Here is a 17,975-nt window from a genome sequence, read left to right on the forward strand (position 1 = left end):
AAATCAGACAAAAATGAAAGCACCGGTTGGTGGCATTTCTACTGCAGATTTTACACTATCTCAAAGATAACGGATATAAACAAAAAATGGTGGAGGATGTTCTTTCTTGTTTTGAACATGTATATCAGGCTGATGGTATCACCTTGATGGACGTGTATATTAATGTACTTAAGTAGCTCTATCGTTTGTAGCTTGTGCAACCGATTTATCTAAAAATCATCTGCACAAAGGAACGTAAGCCTTCTTTCCATACTGACCATTCGTGGTTACCGGGCATCGTTTTATAGGTATGGGGTATCCCTTTGGAGGTTAAATAGTTATTGACATTCTGGGAAACAAAAAGAAGATTGTCTGACTCGCCGCAGAGTACATAGATAAGGGGACTTGTTTTGTTATTTTCCACCTTGAACTTTGTAACATCCGTATTCGGAGCAGGAGAAAAAGCCCCTACATACTCAAAAAGGTCAGGATGGGCAAGCCCAAAATTAAGGGCTTGCCCGCCTCCCATAGAAAGGCCACAAATAGCTCGATGAGCTCTATCACCATACACAGAATATCTTTTTTCTATAAATGGCATGAGATCATTCAATACATCAAACTCAAAACGAGCAAAAGCAGCTTGTGCCTCTGCGCCATACACATCCCGAGGGACCGTATCGGGATTCATTGCCCTGCCATTAGGAAACACCAGTATCATTGGTTTGACCAGCTTATTTTTATATAACTGATCCATGATTTCTTTCGGCGAACCATTGATGATCCATTCATCTTCGGTACCCCCAATACCATGCAAAACGTAAACAATACTATATTTTTTTGATGGGTTATAATTTTCTGGCAGATACACATAACAATTCCGATTTGCTTTTGTTGTTGTGGAATAATAGGTTTCCTTTATCATGGTACCTCCCATTAATGTATTGTTAGAAATAGTTTGTGCATCAGTCTTGGGGATATACAGACAAGCAAACAAAACCAGAAGCTTTATTAAAATCCGATTGTTAGTGCTCATAACAGGAATTTTCCTTAAGTAAAATCTATTCACCTATTTCTTACCAGATTTTAAACTTGAAAATATCGTCCTGACAAGTCAAAGGATTAAAATAATTAACACCACACAACTTGAAAGCAAACATAAAAACTACTACACTTATCGAACTACATCGGTGGATGCCCCTCGCAAATAGCGTAATACTCACCATCCCGCTTATCCTCTTTTACGGTTCTATTTATGTGCTGGTGCGGGCGTGGCGGGAATATCATTATCAGGGTCAGGTTGATGAATGGCTGGCGCATATCATACACCGTGCTCCACGGATTGCAGCCATCCTCATCATCCTATTTGTTAGCCTTTTTTCACTTGATGTGTTTGAAATGGATGCCAGTCCCCTAAAAATACTGGGCGCTTTTCTTATTCACAACATTCCTTCCTTATAACATTCACGATCGTTTTCTAAATAGCCGGTACAGAAGGGGACTTTCCACATCTATTGCTTTCTTGGGGCACATTTCCTGACAGCAAAAACAGCGGATACACTTGGAGTAGTTATAAACGGGCGGGCTTGTTCGTTTGCCATCATTGAACTGCAGAGCCTTGCCTTCGACGGGGCAGGCATCGACACAGATACCGCACTTAATACATTTCTGGGCCACAATGCGGGGCCAGGACGACCAGCGCTGGGCTGCATGTTTCCCGAGGGTAAGAAGCGCCTGCGGAACGAGGGTATGGTTGCCATTATCGTGTTTCAGGTGCAGGGGTTTGCGTACCACATCAAAATCGGGGGCCATGAGGGACGGGAGGGGATCCCCCAAAAATTCTATTTCATCCTCCAGATAGGTTCCAAGGCCGTATTCCTTTCCATAAAAATTGGTTGGTACAAAGGATGGGTCGTTACCGCTTCTTCCGGCCGGGAAGATGCCAGGTTATTGACCTTAAAGAGGACCCGTTCATCGAGGTTGATGAGCGATTCCAGCCCGCCGAGGAGTTCCAAACCCTGGCGGACCCTTTCATAGACCGTGTTTTCATCATAGCTTTCGCAGCGCAGCAGTACTACCTGAGATTTCATATAGTGCATGACTCCTGTTTTACCTATTGCTTGCCCCTCGGCTCTCGTACCCCGAAACGGCTTATTTCTGCATGGCCCGCTGGCGGCGGGCTTACTTTTGCGCGACCCTCTGACGGAATACTTATTTCTCTCTAGCCCGCTGGCGGCGGGCTTCGTAGAGGAGCACCCCGGCGGCTACGGACACATTGAGGGAATCGACCTGGCCGCTAGTGGGAATCGAAACCATACCATCGCAGGTTTCCTTAAGGAGCCGCGATATACCTGAGCCTTCGCTCCCCATGATAAGAACGGTCCTGCCCCGGAGGTCCTTGTCATAGACCGCTTCTCCCTTCATATCAGCCCCATAGACCCAGAAACCTGCATCCTTGAGCTGTTCCACAGAACGAACCAGATTAGACACGATGGCAATAGGCACCCAGGCGACGGTACCGGCACTGGTTTTAGAAACCACTTCCGCATCCTTAGCGGACCGGCGGTTTGCAACAATAACCAGATCTGCACCAAACTGGTCACAGGACCTGAGGATGGCCCCATAGTTATGGGGATCCGTTATGCCATCCAGAACAACCACCAGGGCATCCTGGCCTTCCTCGAGACCTGCAAGAAAGTCCTGAACCGTCGTCTCATTGCTCTGGTCCTTACCTTCCACATAAAGGGCTATACCCCGGTTCCCCGGAGCGAGCCGGTTGAGTTCATATTCACCCACCCGGTCAATTCGTATCTTATTATCCGTCGCCAGAGACATGATCGTTCGAGCCCGGGGGCCTGCATTGGCCACCAGCAGGGGCCCCTTAGCCTTGCCCGAACGGATTAATTCTTCTATTACGTGAAAGCCTGTCAAATATGCCATCAATTACTCCACATCGTAGCTTACACCATAGCGCACAATTTCCACATTAGTAAAACCGTTATCTGCCAGGTGCCGGCTGAAAACCTTTTGGGCATCCTTTTCACCGTGAACCAGGAATATCTTTTTAAGCCGAGAGGTATCGATCGCTTTGAGCCAATCGATGGTTTCCTGGTAGTCCGCATGGGCACTAAAGGCATCGATAGCCTCCACCTGGGCACGCAGTTTGAACCACTCGCCATGAATTTTCACTTCCCCTTCCCTGTCCCGGATCCGCCGGCCCAGGGTGTCTTCAGCCATATACCCCACAATGAGGATCGTAGTATTGGGATCCTCGATGCTGTGAATCAGATGATGCTGAATCCGGCCCGCTTCGCACATACCATCGGCGGAAATGATAACCAGCGGGCCCTCCATATCGTTCAGGGCCTTCGATTCATCCACACTGGTGGTGAAATGGAGGGCATTAAACCCAAAGGGATTCTTATGATGTTTTATAAACGCCTCGTGGGTTTCTTCATCATAGCACTCCGGATGTACCTGAAAAATCGTAGTTGCATTGGTTGCCATGGGGGAATCCACATAAATGGGGATTTCAGGGATTTCCCCCCGGTCCGTAAGCATATGAAAGTAGTACACCAGTTCCTGGGTTCGTTCGATGGCGAAGGAGGGGATAAGAATACGGCCCTTTGTTTTAACCGCCCTGCGGACAACCTCTGCAAGCCGTTTCATCGCATCTTCGGTCCCATCGTGCCGCCGATCGCCATAGGTGCTTTCCAGAACCAGATAGTCCGGCGCAGGGAGGTTCGTAGCCGGATCCCGGATAATGGGTTTTCCCTTGCGTCCCAGGTCTCCCGTATAGGCAATAATCCGTTCAGAGCCATTCTGTTTTATCTTGATGACCGCCATGGCGGATCCCAGAATGTGGCCCGCATCGTAAAACTCAAGCTGTACCCCGTCGCCGATCCACATTGGCCGCTGGTAGGACACGGACACAATCTGTCCTGTCGCCGCAATGGCATCCTGTTCGGTATACAGGGGCTGCCAGGTAAACTTTTCCCCCTTTTTAACCGCCTGTTTTCCTAAATATTCGGCGTCCCGGGCCTGTATCCGGGCGGAGTCCATCATGACCAGACTGGAAATATCCCTGGTAGCTGGGGTAGCATAGATCGTCCCTTTGTAACCGCTTTTAGGTAATAGCGGCAAGAGCCCGCAATGGTCAAAATGCCCATGGGTCAGCACCACCGACTCAATCCGGTCCGTATCGATGCCGAAGTCCCGGTTTTTCCGGTCCGCCTCAGCCCGCTTGCCCTGAAAGGCACCACAATCGATCAGGTATGACCTGCCATCAACTTCGAGCACATGCTTGGAGCCCGTTACTTCCTCGGCCGCACCGAGGGAATAGAGTGTAATCGCCATATCTTCATCTTACTACACTTGTTGATGGTTTGCACCATCTGAGCCCTTCAGTGTATACTTAGTGCATGGAGCATATTGCGTTTATTGGTACCGGAGTCATGGGAAACAGTATGGCCGGACACCTGCTTGCTTCGGGATATCCGGTTACAGCTTTTACGAGAACAAAAAGTCGGGCAGAACCTTTGCTGGCCCAGGGGGCCCGCTGGGCCGACTCGGTGAGGGAAGCGGTACAGGATGCGGACATGGTCATCACCATGGTTGGCTATCCCCAGGATGTGGAAGAACTCTACCTTGGCCCCGATGGAATCATCGCCTCGGCAAAACCCAAAGCCCTTCTTATCGACATGACCACCTCAAGCCCCCAGCTGGCGATACGCATCACCGCCGCCGCCAGGGAACGGGGACTGGAAGCCCTGGATGCTCCTGTTTCAGGGGGTGATGTAGGAGCCCGCAACGCCACCCTTTCGATCATGGTGGGGGGCAGTGAAACTGCCTTTAACCGGGCAAAGCCTCTCTTTGAAAAGCTCGGTAAAACCATTGTCCTCCAGGGTGGCCCCGGAAGCGGCCAGCACTGCAAGATGTGCAACCAGATTGCCATCGCCTCAAACATGATGGGTGTGGTAGAAGCTCTAACTTATGGGCTGACCGCAGGACTTGATCCCCGGACCATGCTTTCCAGCATCGAATCCGGAGCGGCAGGGAGCTGGTCCCTTTCCAACCTGGTACCGAGAATGCTCGACGGCAATGTAAAGCCTGGTTTTTATATCAAACATTTTATTAAAGACATGGGTATAGCCCTGGAAAGTGCCCGCCAAATGGGACTGAAACTTCCTGGCTTAACTCAGGCCGAGGCTTTATATCAAAAACTAGCCGCCCTGGATACGAAAAGCCTGCAACAGATTGCTCGGGATATCGCGGCAGGAAATCAGGGCCTTACAGAGCCTCATATTCCTGCAGAAGCCCTTTCTGGTTCTGAATTGGGAACTCAGGCCCTGTACATATTATATTTAGCGAGGCTTATTTAATGTATATTCGCGATGTAAGTCCACCACGTTCAAGTCCTATAGAAAAAGGAACTCCTATTTTTGGTACCTGGACCCGACCTTTTGATGATGTAGATCTAATCAGTATCAAACATCCTTTTCATTTTCCAACTATGAAATGGATCAAAAACCTTAGAGTTAAGGAGTGGCAAACCTTTCATGTTCAGAATGATACATACTTTCTCTTGGCTGTATTAACCAATGTAAAGTATTACCGCCTCGCTCAGGTGTTTCTGTGGAATAAAGAAATCAGAGAACGACTAATTTTTCGAAAAGCCTTACCCTTTGGTGCATGGAAGCTTCCCCGTTCCCTTTCTAATTCTTCTATTACCAGTAGTAGTTATGGATTCTATCTACGTATCCATGATTGGCTCGATGCAGATCTCATCGAACTTGATCTAGATATCGAACCTAACCGGAAACGCCCCTCATTTACAGCCCATCTTGAATTCGATTTTTCCCAACTTAAAACCACACCACTCGTTACATGTCTTCCTTTTTCAGACCGCCGGTGTATGTATAATTATAAAGCTATGGTTCCAGTACGAGGCGATATAGTTTTTGGCGGTAAACATGTAAGCCTTTCATTGAACACTACCTTTGGTATGTTCATGGATTATAAAGGCTATTTCCCCTACCGTATGAGGCAGACCTGGTGTACCGGCCATGGATACCATAATGATGGTCGCCCATTTGGTTTTAGCGTAGTAGAAAGTCAGACGAAGGACAGCTTTCGCTACAACGAAAACGGTCTCTGGCTCGCAGGTCAGCTCACTCCATTACCACCTGTACGTATTACTATGCCTGAAGGACCAGATTCTGATTGGGTTATTCAAGACCTAGAAGGTATGGTGGATCTCATCTTTACCCCTAAGGAGCCCATCAAAACAGGTTTCGACTTCTTCCTTACCCGTAGTGAATATATTGCCCCCTTTGGTATATATAATGGTATGCTACAAACCAAGGATGGAGAAAAGATCAATCTCCGCAATGTGTGGGGAACCGGTGAGCAAATTTACTTAAGAGTTTAAAATAGGGAATACTATGGCAAAAAGACCAAAGGCTATTTACGAACCGGGAGAACTTGAACAAACAAGACAGCGCCTAGGAGATCTCGATCCAGAAGAAGCTCGGGCTATTGCTGAAAAATTGGGAGGCGAAATAGGGATTGAAAAATCACCCGAACCACCAAAACAAACTCGGAATAATTTTAATAGAAGCGAAACAGTTAACGTAAGCGTCAAGGGAGGTCTTCGTTCAAGTGTTCCAAAACACCGTGTAGAGGTTTTAGAAACTAAAGAACCCAACCCTCTTACAATAAAACGAACGAGTCGTATTGATAAGGGCGATGATCCAGACCAACCTTTTAAAACCAATTACCGAGAACGGATAAAAATGGATAAGTTAGCCGCCCAGGTAGAATTTGAAATTAAAACCCCTATGCAAGTATTAATTTCACGGCTGTCTCTTTTTTCTGATCCTCCAGATATGCTGAATCCCGATTTTGTAACCCATAGAATGAATGAATATTATAGCCGATTCGAATCTTTAGTAACCTCTACGAGAAGTCTTCTTCCCCGTCAGAACATACGTCGTACTGAGCACTTTAAAAAGGTTTACCCTGAAGCCTTTGCAATCATAGATACTATAAGATTCTGGAATATTGATCTTATCAATACAGAATTAAGCCGCCTCCAAGCGCACCCCAGAAATGTAAAAACTTCAGATTTTTCTGATATTCTCAAAGCTATTTATAAACCTATACTTTTATTAGAACATCTTGATATAGAAAATGACATCAAAGAGGCTTATAAACGACTTTATTCTATTTTGGTAGAAGAAGACCCAGTTGAAGCCAAGGAAAAATATCAGGGATATATTAAATCCGCAATTGTTGCCTATTCAATAATAATAAAAAGTATTCGATATCTTCTTTTCCCTCTTCTCATGAAGCTTGTATCAGACACCTGTTACTCCTATGAAAGCCTCTTTAAAGCTCGGCGAAAAAGGATTTTTTCATTCCTTAACATTTCTGAAAAAGACCGGCTCCAGCCAGTACCACCCCGGGAAACACAACATAAAGAACAACCTGCTGCCAATGAATCTCACAACAAAGAAGAACCAACAGAAGCTAAACATAAAGAACCGGATAAAGAACCAGAACCGATCAGCAAGGGTGTTCTACGAGGGCTCGAAACCCTGGAGAGTCTCTTTCCTGGGCTTCCCTGGCAAAAACTTTCGTCCTATCCTGACCTGTATCCATATTTTTCTAAACTTTTTTATTTAAAAAAGGAATATGAACTTATTGCACCTACAGATCCACTCCAACAAGTTGCAATACTTATGCACATTCTTGAAGAGCTCTATTATGGCCTACGGTATGTTTCATTCAGTGCAATTCAGGTTACAGATCAGGAAGTTGAACCAGTTGATATCATTATTAATAGAATCATCTCAAACTGGCCTCAGTATCAGGAGCAAATACTAGAAAAAGAATATTTACATCGACTGAATGAATACTGCCAAATTCTTGAGAATTCAAGTGAGTCTAGAACTGGTTCTTATCCCAAACGGATACTTATGGACTTACATTGGATAAAACGGCTCTTCTTCCTACCCTATTATAAATTTGATTCTTTTTCAGCCCCAACAATCCATAAATTGGATATTCCCTCCTTTTATTCAGAAGTTCATACACTAAAACGCTTGCTCACAACTGTGGCAGCTTCCATCGACAAAGCAAAAAAGGCGGGAGGACCTGAAACGGGTGTAAATTGTGATGGGATTGATAATCCCTGGGATCCGTACCTATTCCAGGTACCGAATCCACTTTCGGTAAGAATCGATGCACTACTGGGGGGTAAAAACTCCAAACAGAGAACTAATGCAGCTCTGGTCTATTTTACTCTAGCAGTTACGACAGTCCTTGATTATATTATCAACAACCAATCTAGCTGGGCTTACACCAATGATGCAGGTATTATCTTTAGAAGTGTTGACGGCGAAGGTGCCATACCACTGTATGGCACCCAGACAGATATAGATCCAGACCTTCTATTTAAAGAAGCATTAAAAAACCGAAAATCTTAAGACCATAAGCTCAAGCTGCATTTTCGTCATGGTATTGTTTATTAATCAATAGCCCAGGTCTTTATTAATGACATTTTTCAGTACTTCTCCCCGGTTATAGCGATCAAGATTTTCCAGGAATACCTGGAAGGCAAGCTCGTCATACTGGGGATGAAAGCCTGAAAAATGGCTCGTCAGCATCAGGTTTGGAAGATCCCAGAGGGGGGACCCGGCAGGTAATGGTTCTTCTGCAGTTACATCTAAAAGAGCGCCTTTAATGAGACCTGTTTGCAAGGCTTCCACCAGGTCATCCTCATTTACTGAACCGCCCCGGCCAATATTCACAAAGAGGGAAGACCGCTTCATAGCATGAAAAACATTCTTGTTATAGAGGCCCTTGGTTTGGGGGGTAAGGGGCAAAATATTTACTACAATATCTGCTTCACCAAGCCTGGGATACAGGTTTTCAAACACATCCAATGTGACACCATAGGGATCCGGTTCTGTGGGAGGAGTCCGTTTTACCCCAATAACATTCATATCAAAGGCATTCGCCACTCTTGCCACCCGCTGGCCTATGGTACCATACCCCACAATGAGCATCGTTTTATCAGCAAGAACGTCCATATCAGGATAGGAAAACGTGAGCCATTCATGCCGGCCCTGGGCTGCAAAGGCAGCAGGGAATTTTCGATACCAAGCTATGAGCATACCGAAAAGGTGTTCCGACATTTGAACCCCATGAATACCAGATGAATTAGTCAGTACAAAAGGATTACTTTTTGCTTCAGGAAATTTCTGGAGCCAGTCTGCCCCGGCATACCAGGACTGATACCATTTCAGCTGAGGCATCCGGGAAATGAATGGGGGCGGTACTTCGCCGCCAGCAATCTCAATACGATCCAGAAGCGGTTCAAGCTGATTTTTATCGGTAATAATCATAACCAATCTGCCTCTGGCATGGTCCTGAAGCCGTTTCTGAGCATCCCTGGGGACACGATGTTCTGGAAGTACCAGAACAAGCAGTGATTGTTTAGTGTTCATAGGTCTATTATAACATCATTTTCATAGTATTGGAAATTTTACATTTGTATTTTAGTAATGTATATGAGTATATTGATGAAATGCAGGCCCGATCTTTATGGGCCAGCTCATTCTGTTTACAGCCTTCCGATTCTGTCCCGAGCATCTTCTATAGAAATGCCCTTTCGCCGAGCCCAATCCTCAAGCTGATCCTCACCTACACGGCCCACACCAAAATAATAGGAGGCTGGATGGGCAAAATACATACCACACACCGAAGCGGCAGGCTGCATCATGGAAGATTCAGTTAATTTGATGCCGCACCGCTGTTCTGCTTCCAGCACCTTGCAGGCGATCCGTTTATCATGGTGATCGGGGCATGCGGGATAACCGAAGGCTGGCCTGATTCCCCGGTATTTACCTTCAAAAAGTTCCTTAGCATTAAGGTTTTCCTCTGCGACATAGCCCCACAGCTCGGTCCGCACGAGGGCATGCAGTTTTTCGGCAAAGGCTTCCGCCAGCCGGTCAGCCAGGGATGCCGCTAAAAGGGCGGTATAATCGTCTCCCCGGGCTTTACAGTCAGCCACAAAGGTTTCCAGGCCATGACCAGCAGTTACAGCAAAGAGACCAATCCAATCGGTTCTGCCAGATGACTCAGGAGCAATAAAATCTGAAAGACAGGGATTAAAACCGCCAGCCAGTTTCTTTTCCTGGTTCCGCAAAAAGGAGAACCGGGCGATGGGCGTACCGAAACCATTTAAATCCGCCCCGGAAGGATCCGCGCTAAACAAGAGAATATCATCTCCCAGCGACTGAGCAGAGAAAAAACCAGCTACCCCGTGGGCAGTAAGGATATGTTCCGATACAAGACGATCAAGCAGGACCTGAGCATCATCGTACAGTTTCCTGGCCGCCTCCCCCTTTTCAGGATCTTCCAGTATCCGCTCAAAACCATGGCCTAAATCCCAGCCATAAAAAAAGTAGGACCAGTCGATATAGGGTACCAGGGATTCGAGGGGGAAATCATGAAAAGTTACCAGCCCTTTCTGCCGGGGCTCGACAATTTCCATATGGGACCAGTCTGTGGGAAGCTTATTGCTGCGGGCTTTTTCTATGGGTATCAGTTCTATCCGGTCCTGAATGGTTTCATGACGGGTAATTGCTTCAGCATATTTAGTTTCCAGTTCCTCAAGGAATCGTGCTTTTTCGGTATTCGAAAGGAGTGCGCGTACCACCGCAGCCGCCCTACTCGCATCCTTCACATATACCACCGGCCCCGAATAGGCTGGTGCAATCCGAAGAGCCGTATGGGCTTCACTGGTGGTTGCGCCTCCTATCAATAGAGGAATAGATACCCCCCGACGTTCCAATTCACGGGCAGTGTGAACCATCTCATCAAGGGAGGGAGTGATAAGCCCCGACAGCCCTACCAAATCGGCCTGTTCCCGAATGATAGCCTCGGCAATTTCGTCGGGAGGTATCATGACCCCCAAATCGTGCACCTCATAGCCGTTACAACCGAGCACAACGCCGACGATATTTTTACCAATATCATGAACATCGCCTTTGACAGTAGCCATGATAATTTTGGTCGCCCCGGATTTTCTCTTAGGCTCGGATTTTTTCTCAGATCCATCCTCAGATCTTTTCACCGCATCCTGGGATGTGAGCCTTGCGTCGGCGAGCTTTTCCTCCTGAATAAAGGGTTCTAGGACCGCCACAGCCTTTTTCATTACCCGGGCACTGCGGATAACTTGGGGTAAAAACATCTTACCAGCGCCGAATCGGTCCCCCACTTCATTCATCCCTTTCATTAAAGGGCCTTCAATTACATCGAGGGAACGTTGATACCGGCTCCGGGCTTCCAGAATATCAGGTTCAATATAATCCTCGATACCCTTTACCAAGGCATATTGGAGCCGTTCCTCCACCGGGAGGGTGCGCCAGACATTTTTATCGGCAGCACTGTGGGTGGAGCCAGTGCTTGAATCGCTACCAACGGTTCCATGCCCATCAGCAACATCAGAAGCTTCTTTCAGTTCCAGTGCCAGCGCCAACAACCGTTCTGCGGCATCGCTTCTGCGCGCCAGAACCACATCTTCCGCAACTTCCCGGAGCCGCGGTTCCAGTTCATCATAGGGAACGAGGCCTGCAGGGTTTACAATGGCCATCGTAAGACCCGCTTCAATGGCATACTTCAGAAACACCGCATGCATCGCTTCCCGAACGAGATCATATCCACGGAAGCTGAAAGATAGGTTAGACACGCCTCCCGAAATCTTTGCACCGGGACAATTAGCCCGGATCCAACGGCAAGCCTTAATAAAATCAAGGGCATACCGGTCATGTTCAGGGATTCCCGTTGCAATGGCCAGCACATTAGGATCAAAAATGATATCCTCACCCTTCATCCCATCCTGAATCAGAAGCTGATAGGATCGCTGAGCTACCTCAACTTTCCGCTCATAGGAATCGGCCTGGCCCCGCTCATCAAAGAGCATCACCACCACCGCCGCACCCATCCTGCGGGCAATACGGCTTTTCCGTAAAAACGCTTCTTCTCCCTCTTTCAAGCTGATTGAATTGACAATCCCCTTTCCCTGCAGGCATTTAAGTCCTGCTTCTATGGCCTCCCAGCGTGAACTGTCTACCATAACCGGAAGGCGGGCAATTTCTGGATCCGCAAGAGCCAGGTTCAAAAACTTTTGCATTGCCCTGGGCGCATCCAGAAGAGCATCATCCATACACACATCGATGATAGAAGCTCCGGCTTCGACCATGTCCCGGGCTATGCTCAGGGCTTCGTCATAGCGTTCTTCTTTAATAAGCCGTAAAAATTTGCGGCTCCCCGCCACATTGGTCCGCTCCCCCACATCGATAAAACCGATAGCTGGGTCCACCACCAGGGGTTCAAGCCCGGCCAGCACCGTCTTACGGGGCAATGCAGGGATCACCCGGGGCTGATAATTCATGGTTACACGGGCAATTTCAGCGATATGCGCCGGGGTAGAACCGCAGCAGCCCCCCACAATGTTCACGAGCCCGTCCCGCAGGAAGGCTTCTATAAAGCCTGCCATGGTTTGGGCGGACTCATCATATTGGCCAAAACGGTTCGGAAGCCCCGCATTAGGATGGGCACTCACCAAACAGGGGGCAATTTCTGAGAGGGCTGCCACATGGGGATAGAGCCGTTCAGCACCGAGGGAACAGTTTAGACCGATGGACCAGGGCTTGGCATGCATGACCGATACACAGAAGGCTTCCACGGTCTGACCGGAAAGGGTCCGGCCTGCGGCATCGACAATGGTCCCGGAAATCATAATCGGAACCTCAGGAAGTCCCGCCGAAGCCCGCGCTTCGAAAAGCCGTTGGATGGCGGCGATGGCGGCCTTCGCATTCAGGGTGTCAAAGATCGTCTCAATCATGAGGATATCCGCGCCACCGGCCAAAAGGCCCCGGGCATTGTCATAATAGGCTGCTTCCAGCTCTTCCCAGGTAACCGCCCGGGCTCCCGGATCATTCACATCCGGAGAAATACTTGCGGTTTTACTGGTAGGCCCCAGGACCCCCGCGACAAAACGGGGCCGTTCCGCAGTGCTGTACAGATCCGCCGATTCCCGGGCGACACGGGCAGCAGCACGGCTTATTTCAAACGCATAGGACTCAAGGTTATAATCGGCCAGGGAGATTGCATTGGCATTAAAAGAATTGGTCTCGATAATATCAGAGCCCGCCCTAAGATAGGCCTGATGAATCGATGCAATAACACTAGGTTTGGTAATGCACAAAATATCATTACAACCAAGGAGCGGCTTGGGGTGGTTTTGAAATTCAGCACCCCGAAAATCTGCTTCTGTTAAACCAAATTTTTGTATCATAGTACCCATGGCACCGTCCAATAACAGGATCCGTTTTGCTGCCAGGACATCTAATTGTTCGCGTACCGTCATATAATTATTGTACCGAAAAGCTTAATCATTAAAAAGATAAGCCCCAACTTTTCTCTGCCTTATTGACGTTATGCCGTCATTTTGTCACCATACCTGTATACTTATGAAAGCGTTATGGACAGAACAATTTACCGTACGAACCTGGGATGTGGACCGAAACAACCGATTAAGTCCCTCATCACTGTTTAATTATTTTCAGGAAGTGGCCGGGAACCATGCCACAGAGCTCGGCGTCGGAAAAGATGCCCTGCTGCGGGGCAACCAGGCATGGATACTTTCCCGAATGACGACACTCCTCTATCGGCGCCCTGGTTGGGGAGAAACCATAACAGTCCGCACTTGGCCCCGGGGCACAGAAAAGCTTTTTGCTATCCGGGACTATGACATTATAGACGGCTTTGGCAGTACCATAGCCCAGGGCCGCAGTGCATGGCTGTTAGTCGATGTAGAAAAACTCCGTCCTCTGCGACCACAAAGTCTGACAGAAAACTTGCCAACCAATACGGATATGCCCGCCATACCAGACGGAGCGCAGGCTCTTACTGCACTGCCCGAACTCCAGGCTGCAGGTACAAGAACCGCTGCTTATTCCGATATCGACTACAACGGCCATGTTAACAATGCCCGCTACATCGAGTGGATACAGGATATACTAGATGCATCGATTCTAGAACAGACCAATCATTTTCGAATTGATATCAATTACCTGGCTGAAATTCGTCCCCAGGAAACCATAAGTCTCTGGAAAGAACCTCTTCCAAACCAGGATGCAGGAACCGAGGAGCATGCGGGGGAGAGACCCCCCTTTACGCCCTTTGAAGTAACCGAACTTTGGGCCTTCGAAGGCAAACATATCGATTCCGGCCAAAGTTCCTTCCGGGCCGAATTACGCTGTGGAGCATAACCAATGAATATATCCCTTGAACTCGTGCCCCGGGATACACAGGCCGTCACCGAGGGCCTTGCGGTAGTTTCCCGCTATCCCGATATCAGCCTCATCAATATCCCGGACTTGCTCCGTTTCCCCATCCGTTCATGGCAAGCCTGCACCCTTATTCCGCCGCAGTACCATACCATACCCCATCTGCGGGCCATCGATTTTAATCTCGAAGAACCCTTTCCCCTGACCGCATATTTTAAAGAACACCATATTGATACGGTGCTGGTTGTTGCCGGCGACCCGCCCCAGGATATGAAACACCGGGTGTACCCTACCCACACCACGGATTTCATCAAAAAATTAAAACTAGAGATGCCACAGCTCACCATTTACGCCGCCTTTGACCCCTATCGCTCCAATATCCGCTATGAACTGGATTATCTCAATGCAAAGGAAGACAGCGGTGCCGACGGTTTCATGAGCCAGCCCTTTTTTGATGTACGGCTCCTGGAGATTTATGCCGAATACCTGGAGGGCCGCAGGGTCTTTTGGGGTGTATCACCGGTGCTGTCGGAAAAAAGCCGCAACTACTGGGAAGCCCGCAACAGAGCTATCTTTCCCCGTTCCTTCCGGCCGGACCTGCACTGGAACATCAGCTTTGGCCGGCAGGTCCTGCAGTTCTGCAAAACCCATCACTTTGATCTCTACCTCATGCCCATCAAGGTCGATCTGGATACCTACCTGCAGGGCCTGTTCAGTTAAAAACTATCCAGTTCTCAAGGGCCTGCCGCAGGGCACTGCGGTCTATGCCCCAATTTTTACCAAAACGGCGCAATAAAAAGCGGGATAGTTCGATAAAGGCTTCAAAGGCATTACCCTGTTCCGGAATAAGCCGGGGAAGCAGGTCTTCAAAATGCCCCCGATTTACAATGAGCTCCCAGAAACGGGCAAAGTTCTTTACCTCATCCAGTTCCGATCGGGAAAAGCTCCCCGTTTCCAGCACTTCGTAGGGAGGCTGGTCCACATAGTGCATCCCAAAGGGCCCATCATGACGGGCAATGGGTGTGCCGGGGAGCTTTTTCAGAATCCCCAGCTGAATTTCACCGGGCCGAACCTGCCAGAGCTGGTTAAAACTCCTTGCAAAACTTTCCAGCGTTTCTCCCGGGAGACCTGCAATAAGGTCCGCATGAACAATCGCCTGGGTCTTTTCTCTCAGGAACCGTAAAGCTTCCTGTTCCTTTTCAGGATTGCTGGGCCGCCCAATTGTTCGAGCCACCTCAGGAGTAAAGGTTTGAATACCCACCTCAAGCCGCAGGGTACCCGCTGGGAACTGCTCTAAAAGGGTCCTCAAACGGTCAGGAAACCGGGAGGGGACCATTTCAAAATGCACATATCCCGGCGGTTTTATTCGTTCAAGGAAAAAACGAAGAATCTGCTCTGCCCGCTCATAGTCGAGGTTAAAGGTCCGGTCAAGGAATTTAAAAGACCGCCCCCCCCCGAGCAAGAAGTTCTTCCATATCAGATAAAAAGTCACCCAGGGGAAATTCCCGTACACGCCGGTCCAGAGAGCTCAGGCAAAATTCACAGCCAAAGGGACAGCCCCGAGAGGCTTCTACATAGATGAGTTTTCTCGAGATATCCTCATCGGTATAGAGGTGATAAGCTGTCTTTATGTCCGACAAAACTACAGGCTTTGCGATAATCCATTTCCCTTCTATGACACCATAGGGTTCGAGGGCATCGAGCGGCCTTCCAAGCAGGAGGTGCTCACAGAGCAGTCGAAACACCGCTTCTCCCTCTCCGCGGACAATCCAGTCAGCTTTGCGCACCAGCGGCGCATCTTCCGGCAGATAGGAAACTTCTGGACCGCCCAGGACCACCACCGGCTTCGTCCAGCCCGGTCCTCCCCGGGTCCTTGCCCCAGACCAGTAGGTTTCCAGCTCTTCGAGCAACGCAAGTGTCGCCTCATGGTTCCAGATAGAAACAGAGAGGGCAAGGACCCGGGGCGCCGCCTCAACAAGAGGGGCGACCTTTTCTTCCAAAGGCTGCCGCAGGGCAAATTCGAAGATCCGGCTCCGTTCAGCCAAGGGGCCCAAATTCGCCTGTAACAGGCGCAATGCGAGAGATGGATGTATCCACTTCGCATTGATGGTTGCAAGAACAATATCGGCCATACAAGACATCAGCGGGGAAAACTGGAAGCCCCAAAGAGATTCAGCGTACCGGTACGCCATTCATCATAGGCTTCCATCACCAGCCGTTCCACATCCTGCCAGGTATCGGCCCGAGGACCCGGAAGTTGCAGATTGGTAGAATTGGAAAACACAATAGTGCGGCATCCCTGTTCCCGCAGGCGCTCCACATTGCTTGGGGAATCATCAATATAGACATGGGCTCCGACGGCTCCCTTATCCTTCATGAAGCAGAGATCCCAGTAGGGGATATCATGGGCGTCGAGCCACTCCACGGTCTGAGTAATGGAGGTTTTATGAAAATATTTTAAAAAAAGCCGGTGGGTGATAATCCGAATCCGGATACCCCGAACTGAAAGCTTCCTGAGGGTCGCCGGGGCATCCTTTATGGGCTTCATCACCCGAAAGAGGTCCCGCTGGGTAACGGCAAAGCGGTGCAGCCGGTCATATCCCCCGTACTCATCAATACCCCATTCATGAAGCCCGAAGGAAACCTCTTTTTTAAGACTTTCAAGGGGCCGGTCGAGCCATTCGGCGGCTATTTCCCGCATGGCACCATAAAAATCTCCGACCACGCCGTCTAGGTCTACGCCAAGGATAAAACTACTCTCATCCATTATTGATTTATCTCCAGTTAGTTAGTCCCCGGTTCACCCTGCTGTTGAGATGCACCTTGGCTCGTTTCTTCTTGCTTTTGCGATACAAGCAGGTCATATTCTTCTTCAAGTTTTTTCCGATCCAGATATTCCTTTTGTTTCAGCATCGCTGCAGGAACCCCATAGGCTTCTTCTAGATGGGACGGAGTCAAGAGTTCCGCAGGACTTCCCATATCAATTGACCGGTCTTTTTTAAAGAGGAGCACCGTTTCGGCATACTTCTTGGTGAGATCCAGTTCATGGAGGGACACATAGATGGTCACCCCCGTAGCTTTCTGATAGGATCGGAAAAAGTCGAGGGCCGCTTCCTTTTGCCGATCTTCCATTGCAAACACAGGCTCATCCATAAAAAGTGACCGGGATCCGTAAAGTGCAGAAAAGGCAAGAAGGGTCCGCTGCATTTCACCCTTGGAAAGCCGGGCCAGGGGCCGAGTAAGAAGCCCTGTCAACTCAAAGACCGAGAGTACCTCTTTGTAAAAGTCGTCCCCTTTCAGGGCATGAAAACCGCCAGCATAGATCTGCTCAAGGAGCTGTCCCAGAGGATCTTCGGTTTCGAATTCCATATTTTGATATATGAACGATGCATAGGCATTCCGTTCATCCTCGCTGACAAAAAGCCGGGTATCTCGCCCCAGTAAGCTTATGGTTCCTTCCTGAGGGAGCAGCCGCCCTGCTGCAAGAAGCATCAGGGTTGATTTACCAGCCCCATTAGGCCCTACGAGGCTCACAAAGCCCGAGGGTAAGGTTGCTGAAAAGCCGGAAAATATCGGTTCAGCCGATTCCGGGTACTGGAATCGCACCTGGTGAAACACAGAAAATCCATTACTCAT

General features: G+C 48.7%; 17 protein-coding genes. 6 read left to right on the forward strand and 11 right to left on the reverse strand.

Annotation, left to right across the window (positions count from 1 at the left end; translation table 11 throughout):
- Window positions 1-205: 205 nt before the first annotated feature.
- Complete coding sequence (locus SPICA_RS14285; RefSeq protein WP_013970195.1) at window positions 206-1,012, reverse strand: alpha/beta hydrolase; 807 nt, start codon at window positions 1,010-1,012, stop codon at window positions 206-208.
- A gap of 110 nt (window positions 1,013-1,122) precedes the next feature.
- Between SPICA_RS14285 and SPICA_RS14290 the strand changes: the two genes are divergently transcribed.
- Window positions 1,123-1,437 carry a DUF7670 domain-containing protein gene (locus SPICA_RS14290; RefSeq protein ID WP_041396275.1) on the forward strand — a complete coding sequence of 105 codons (315 nt, stop codon included), beginning with the start codon at window positions 1,123-1,125 and terminating at the stop codon, window positions 1,435-1,437.
- Window positions 1,438-1,440: 3 nt separating this feature from the next.
- On the opposite strand, the gene SPICA_RS14295 is transcribed toward SPICA_RS14290, so the two are convergent.
- The 4 genes from SPICA_RS14295 to SPICA_RS14310 form a co-directional block, all read right to left on the reverse strand.
- The gene (locus tag SPICA_RS14295) at window positions 1,441-1,812 is read right to left on the reverse strand and encodes a 4Fe-4S binding protein (RefSeq protein WP_052296392.1); all 372 of its coding nucleotides are present in this window, start codon (window positions 1,810-1,812) and stop codon (window positions 1,441-1,443) included.
- Between the two features lie 5 nt (window positions 1,813-1,817).
- Complete coding sequence (locus SPICA_RS14300) at window positions 1,818-2,066, reverse strand: hypothetical protein (RefSeq protein ID WP_013970197.1); 249 nt, start codon at window positions 2,064-2,066, stop codon at window positions 1,818-1,820.
- Between the two features lie 121 nt (window positions 2,067-2,187).
- Window positions 2,188-2,916, reverse strand: coding sequence for a 23S rRNA (guanosine(2251)-2'-O)-methyltransferase RlmB (rlmB, locus tag SPICA_RS14305; RefSeq protein ID WP_013970198.1), 729 nt, complete (start codon window positions 2,914-2,916; stop codon window positions 2,188-2,190).
- 3 nt (window positions 2,917-2,919) lie between these two features.
- A complete protein-coding gene (locus tag SPICA_RS14310; protein WP_013970199.1) occupies window positions 2,920-4,332 on the reverse strand; it encodes an MBL fold metallo-hydrolase RNA specificity domain-containing protein in 1,413 nt (470 codons plus the stop codon).
- 65 nt (window positions 4,333-4,397) lie between these two features.
- Here SPICA_RS14310 and SPICA_RS14315 point away from each other — a divergent pair, with 65 nt between their 5' ends.
- From SPICA_RS14315 to SPICA_RS14325, 3 genes are read left to right on the forward strand one after another with little or no spacing between them, the layout of a single operon-like run.
- Window positions 4,398-5,357: an NAD(P)-dependent oxidoreductase gene (locus SPICA_RS14315; protein ID WP_013970200.1), complete on the forward strand. Its 960-nt coding sequence runs from the start codon at window positions 4,398-4,400 to the stop codon at window positions 5,355-5,357.
- The gene (locus SPICA_RS14320; protein WP_013970201.1) at window positions 5,357-6,406 is read left to right on the forward strand and encodes a DUF2804 domain-containing protein; all 1,050 of its coding nucleotides are present in this window, start codon (window positions 5,357-5,359) and stop codon (window positions 6,404-6,406) included. The genes SPICA_RS14315 and SPICA_RS14320 overlap by 1 nt, the downstream gene beginning before the upstream one ends.
- A gap of 13 nt (window positions 6,407-6,419) precedes the next feature.
- Window positions 6,420-8,465: a hypothetical protein gene (locus SPICA_RS14325; RefSeq protein WP_013970202.1), complete on the forward strand. Its 2,046-nt coding sequence runs from the start codon at window positions 6,420-6,422 to the stop codon at window positions 8,463-8,465.
- Between the two features lie 45 nt (window positions 8,466-8,510).
- On the opposite strand, the gene SPICA_RS14330 is transcribed toward SPICA_RS14325, so the two are convergent.
- Both SPICA_RS14330 and metH read right to left on the reverse strand, forming a co-directional pair.
- On the reverse strand, window positions 8,511-9,488 hold the full coding sequence (locus SPICA_RS14330) for a D-2-hydroxyacid dehydrogenase (RefSeq protein ID WP_013970203.1): 978 nt from the start codon (window positions 9,486-9,488) through the stop codon (window positions 8,511-8,513).
- Window positions 9,489-9,604: 116 nt separating this feature from the next.
- The gene (metH, locus tag SPICA_RS14335) at window positions 9,605-13,417 is read right to left on the reverse strand and encodes a methionine synthase (RefSeq protein WP_013970204.1); all 3,813 of its coding nucleotides are present in this window, start codon (window positions 13,415-13,417) and stop codon (window positions 9,605-9,607) included.
- A gap of 103 nt (window positions 13,418-13,520) precedes the next feature.
- Here metH and SPICA_RS14340 point away from each other — a divergent pair, with 103 nt between their 5' ends.
- Together SPICA_RS14340 and SPICA_RS14345 are read left to right on the forward strand one after the other, a co-directional pair.
- Window positions 13,521-14,321 (forward strand): acyl-[acyl-carrier-protein] thioesterase, encoded by an 801-nt coding sequence (locus SPICA_RS14340; RefSeq protein ID WP_013970205.1) that lies wholly within the window; start codon window positions 13,521-13,523, stop codon window positions 14,319-14,321.
- A gap of 3 nt (window positions 14,322-14,324) precedes the next feature.
- A complete protein-coding gene (locus tag SPICA_RS14345; protein ID WP_013970206.1) occupies window positions 14,325-15,059 on the forward strand; it encodes a methylenetetrahydrofolate reductase in 735 nt (244 codons plus the stop codon).
- On the opposite strand, the gene SPICA_RS15795 is transcribed toward SPICA_RS14345, so the two are convergent.
- The 4 genes from SPICA_RS15795 to SPICA_RS14360 are packed head-to-tail and all read right to left on the reverse strand — an operon-like array spanning window position 15,052 to window position 17,975.
- Complete coding sequence (locus SPICA_RS15795; RefSeq protein ID WP_237255877.1) at window positions 15,052-15,801, reverse strand: DUF4080 domain-containing protein; 750 nt, start codon at window positions 15,799-15,801, stop codon at window positions 15,052-15,054. The two genes, SPICA_RS14345 and SPICA_RS15795, sit on opposite strands and share 8 nt — an antisense overlap.
- On the reverse strand, window positions 15,776-16,471 hold the full coding sequence (locus SPICA_RS15800; protein ID WP_237255879.1) for a B12-binding domain-containing radical SAM protein: 696 nt from the start codon (window positions 16,469-16,471) through the stop codon (window positions 15,776-15,778). The genes SPICA_RS15795 and SPICA_RS15800 overlap by 26 nt, the downstream gene beginning before the upstream one ends.
- A gap of 8 nt (window positions 16,472-16,479) precedes the next feature.
- Window positions 16,480-17,106, reverse strand: a complete 627-nt coding sequence (locus SPICA_RS14355) for a 5' nucleotidase, NT5C type (protein ID WP_013970207.1) — start codon at window positions 17,104-17,106, stop codon at window positions 16,480-16,482.
- 17 nt (window positions 17,107-17,123) lie between these two features.
- Window positions 17,124-17,975, reverse strand: coding sequence for an ATP-binding cassette domain-containing protein (locus tag SPICA_RS14360; RefSeq protein WP_013970208.1), 852 nt, complete (start codon window positions 17,973-17,975; stop codon window positions 17,124-17,126).

This window comes from Gracilinema caldarium DSM 7334 (assembly GCF_000219725.1).
GTDB lineage: Bacteria > Spirochaetota > Spirochaetia > Treponematales > Breznakiellaceae > Gracilinema > Gracilinema caldarium.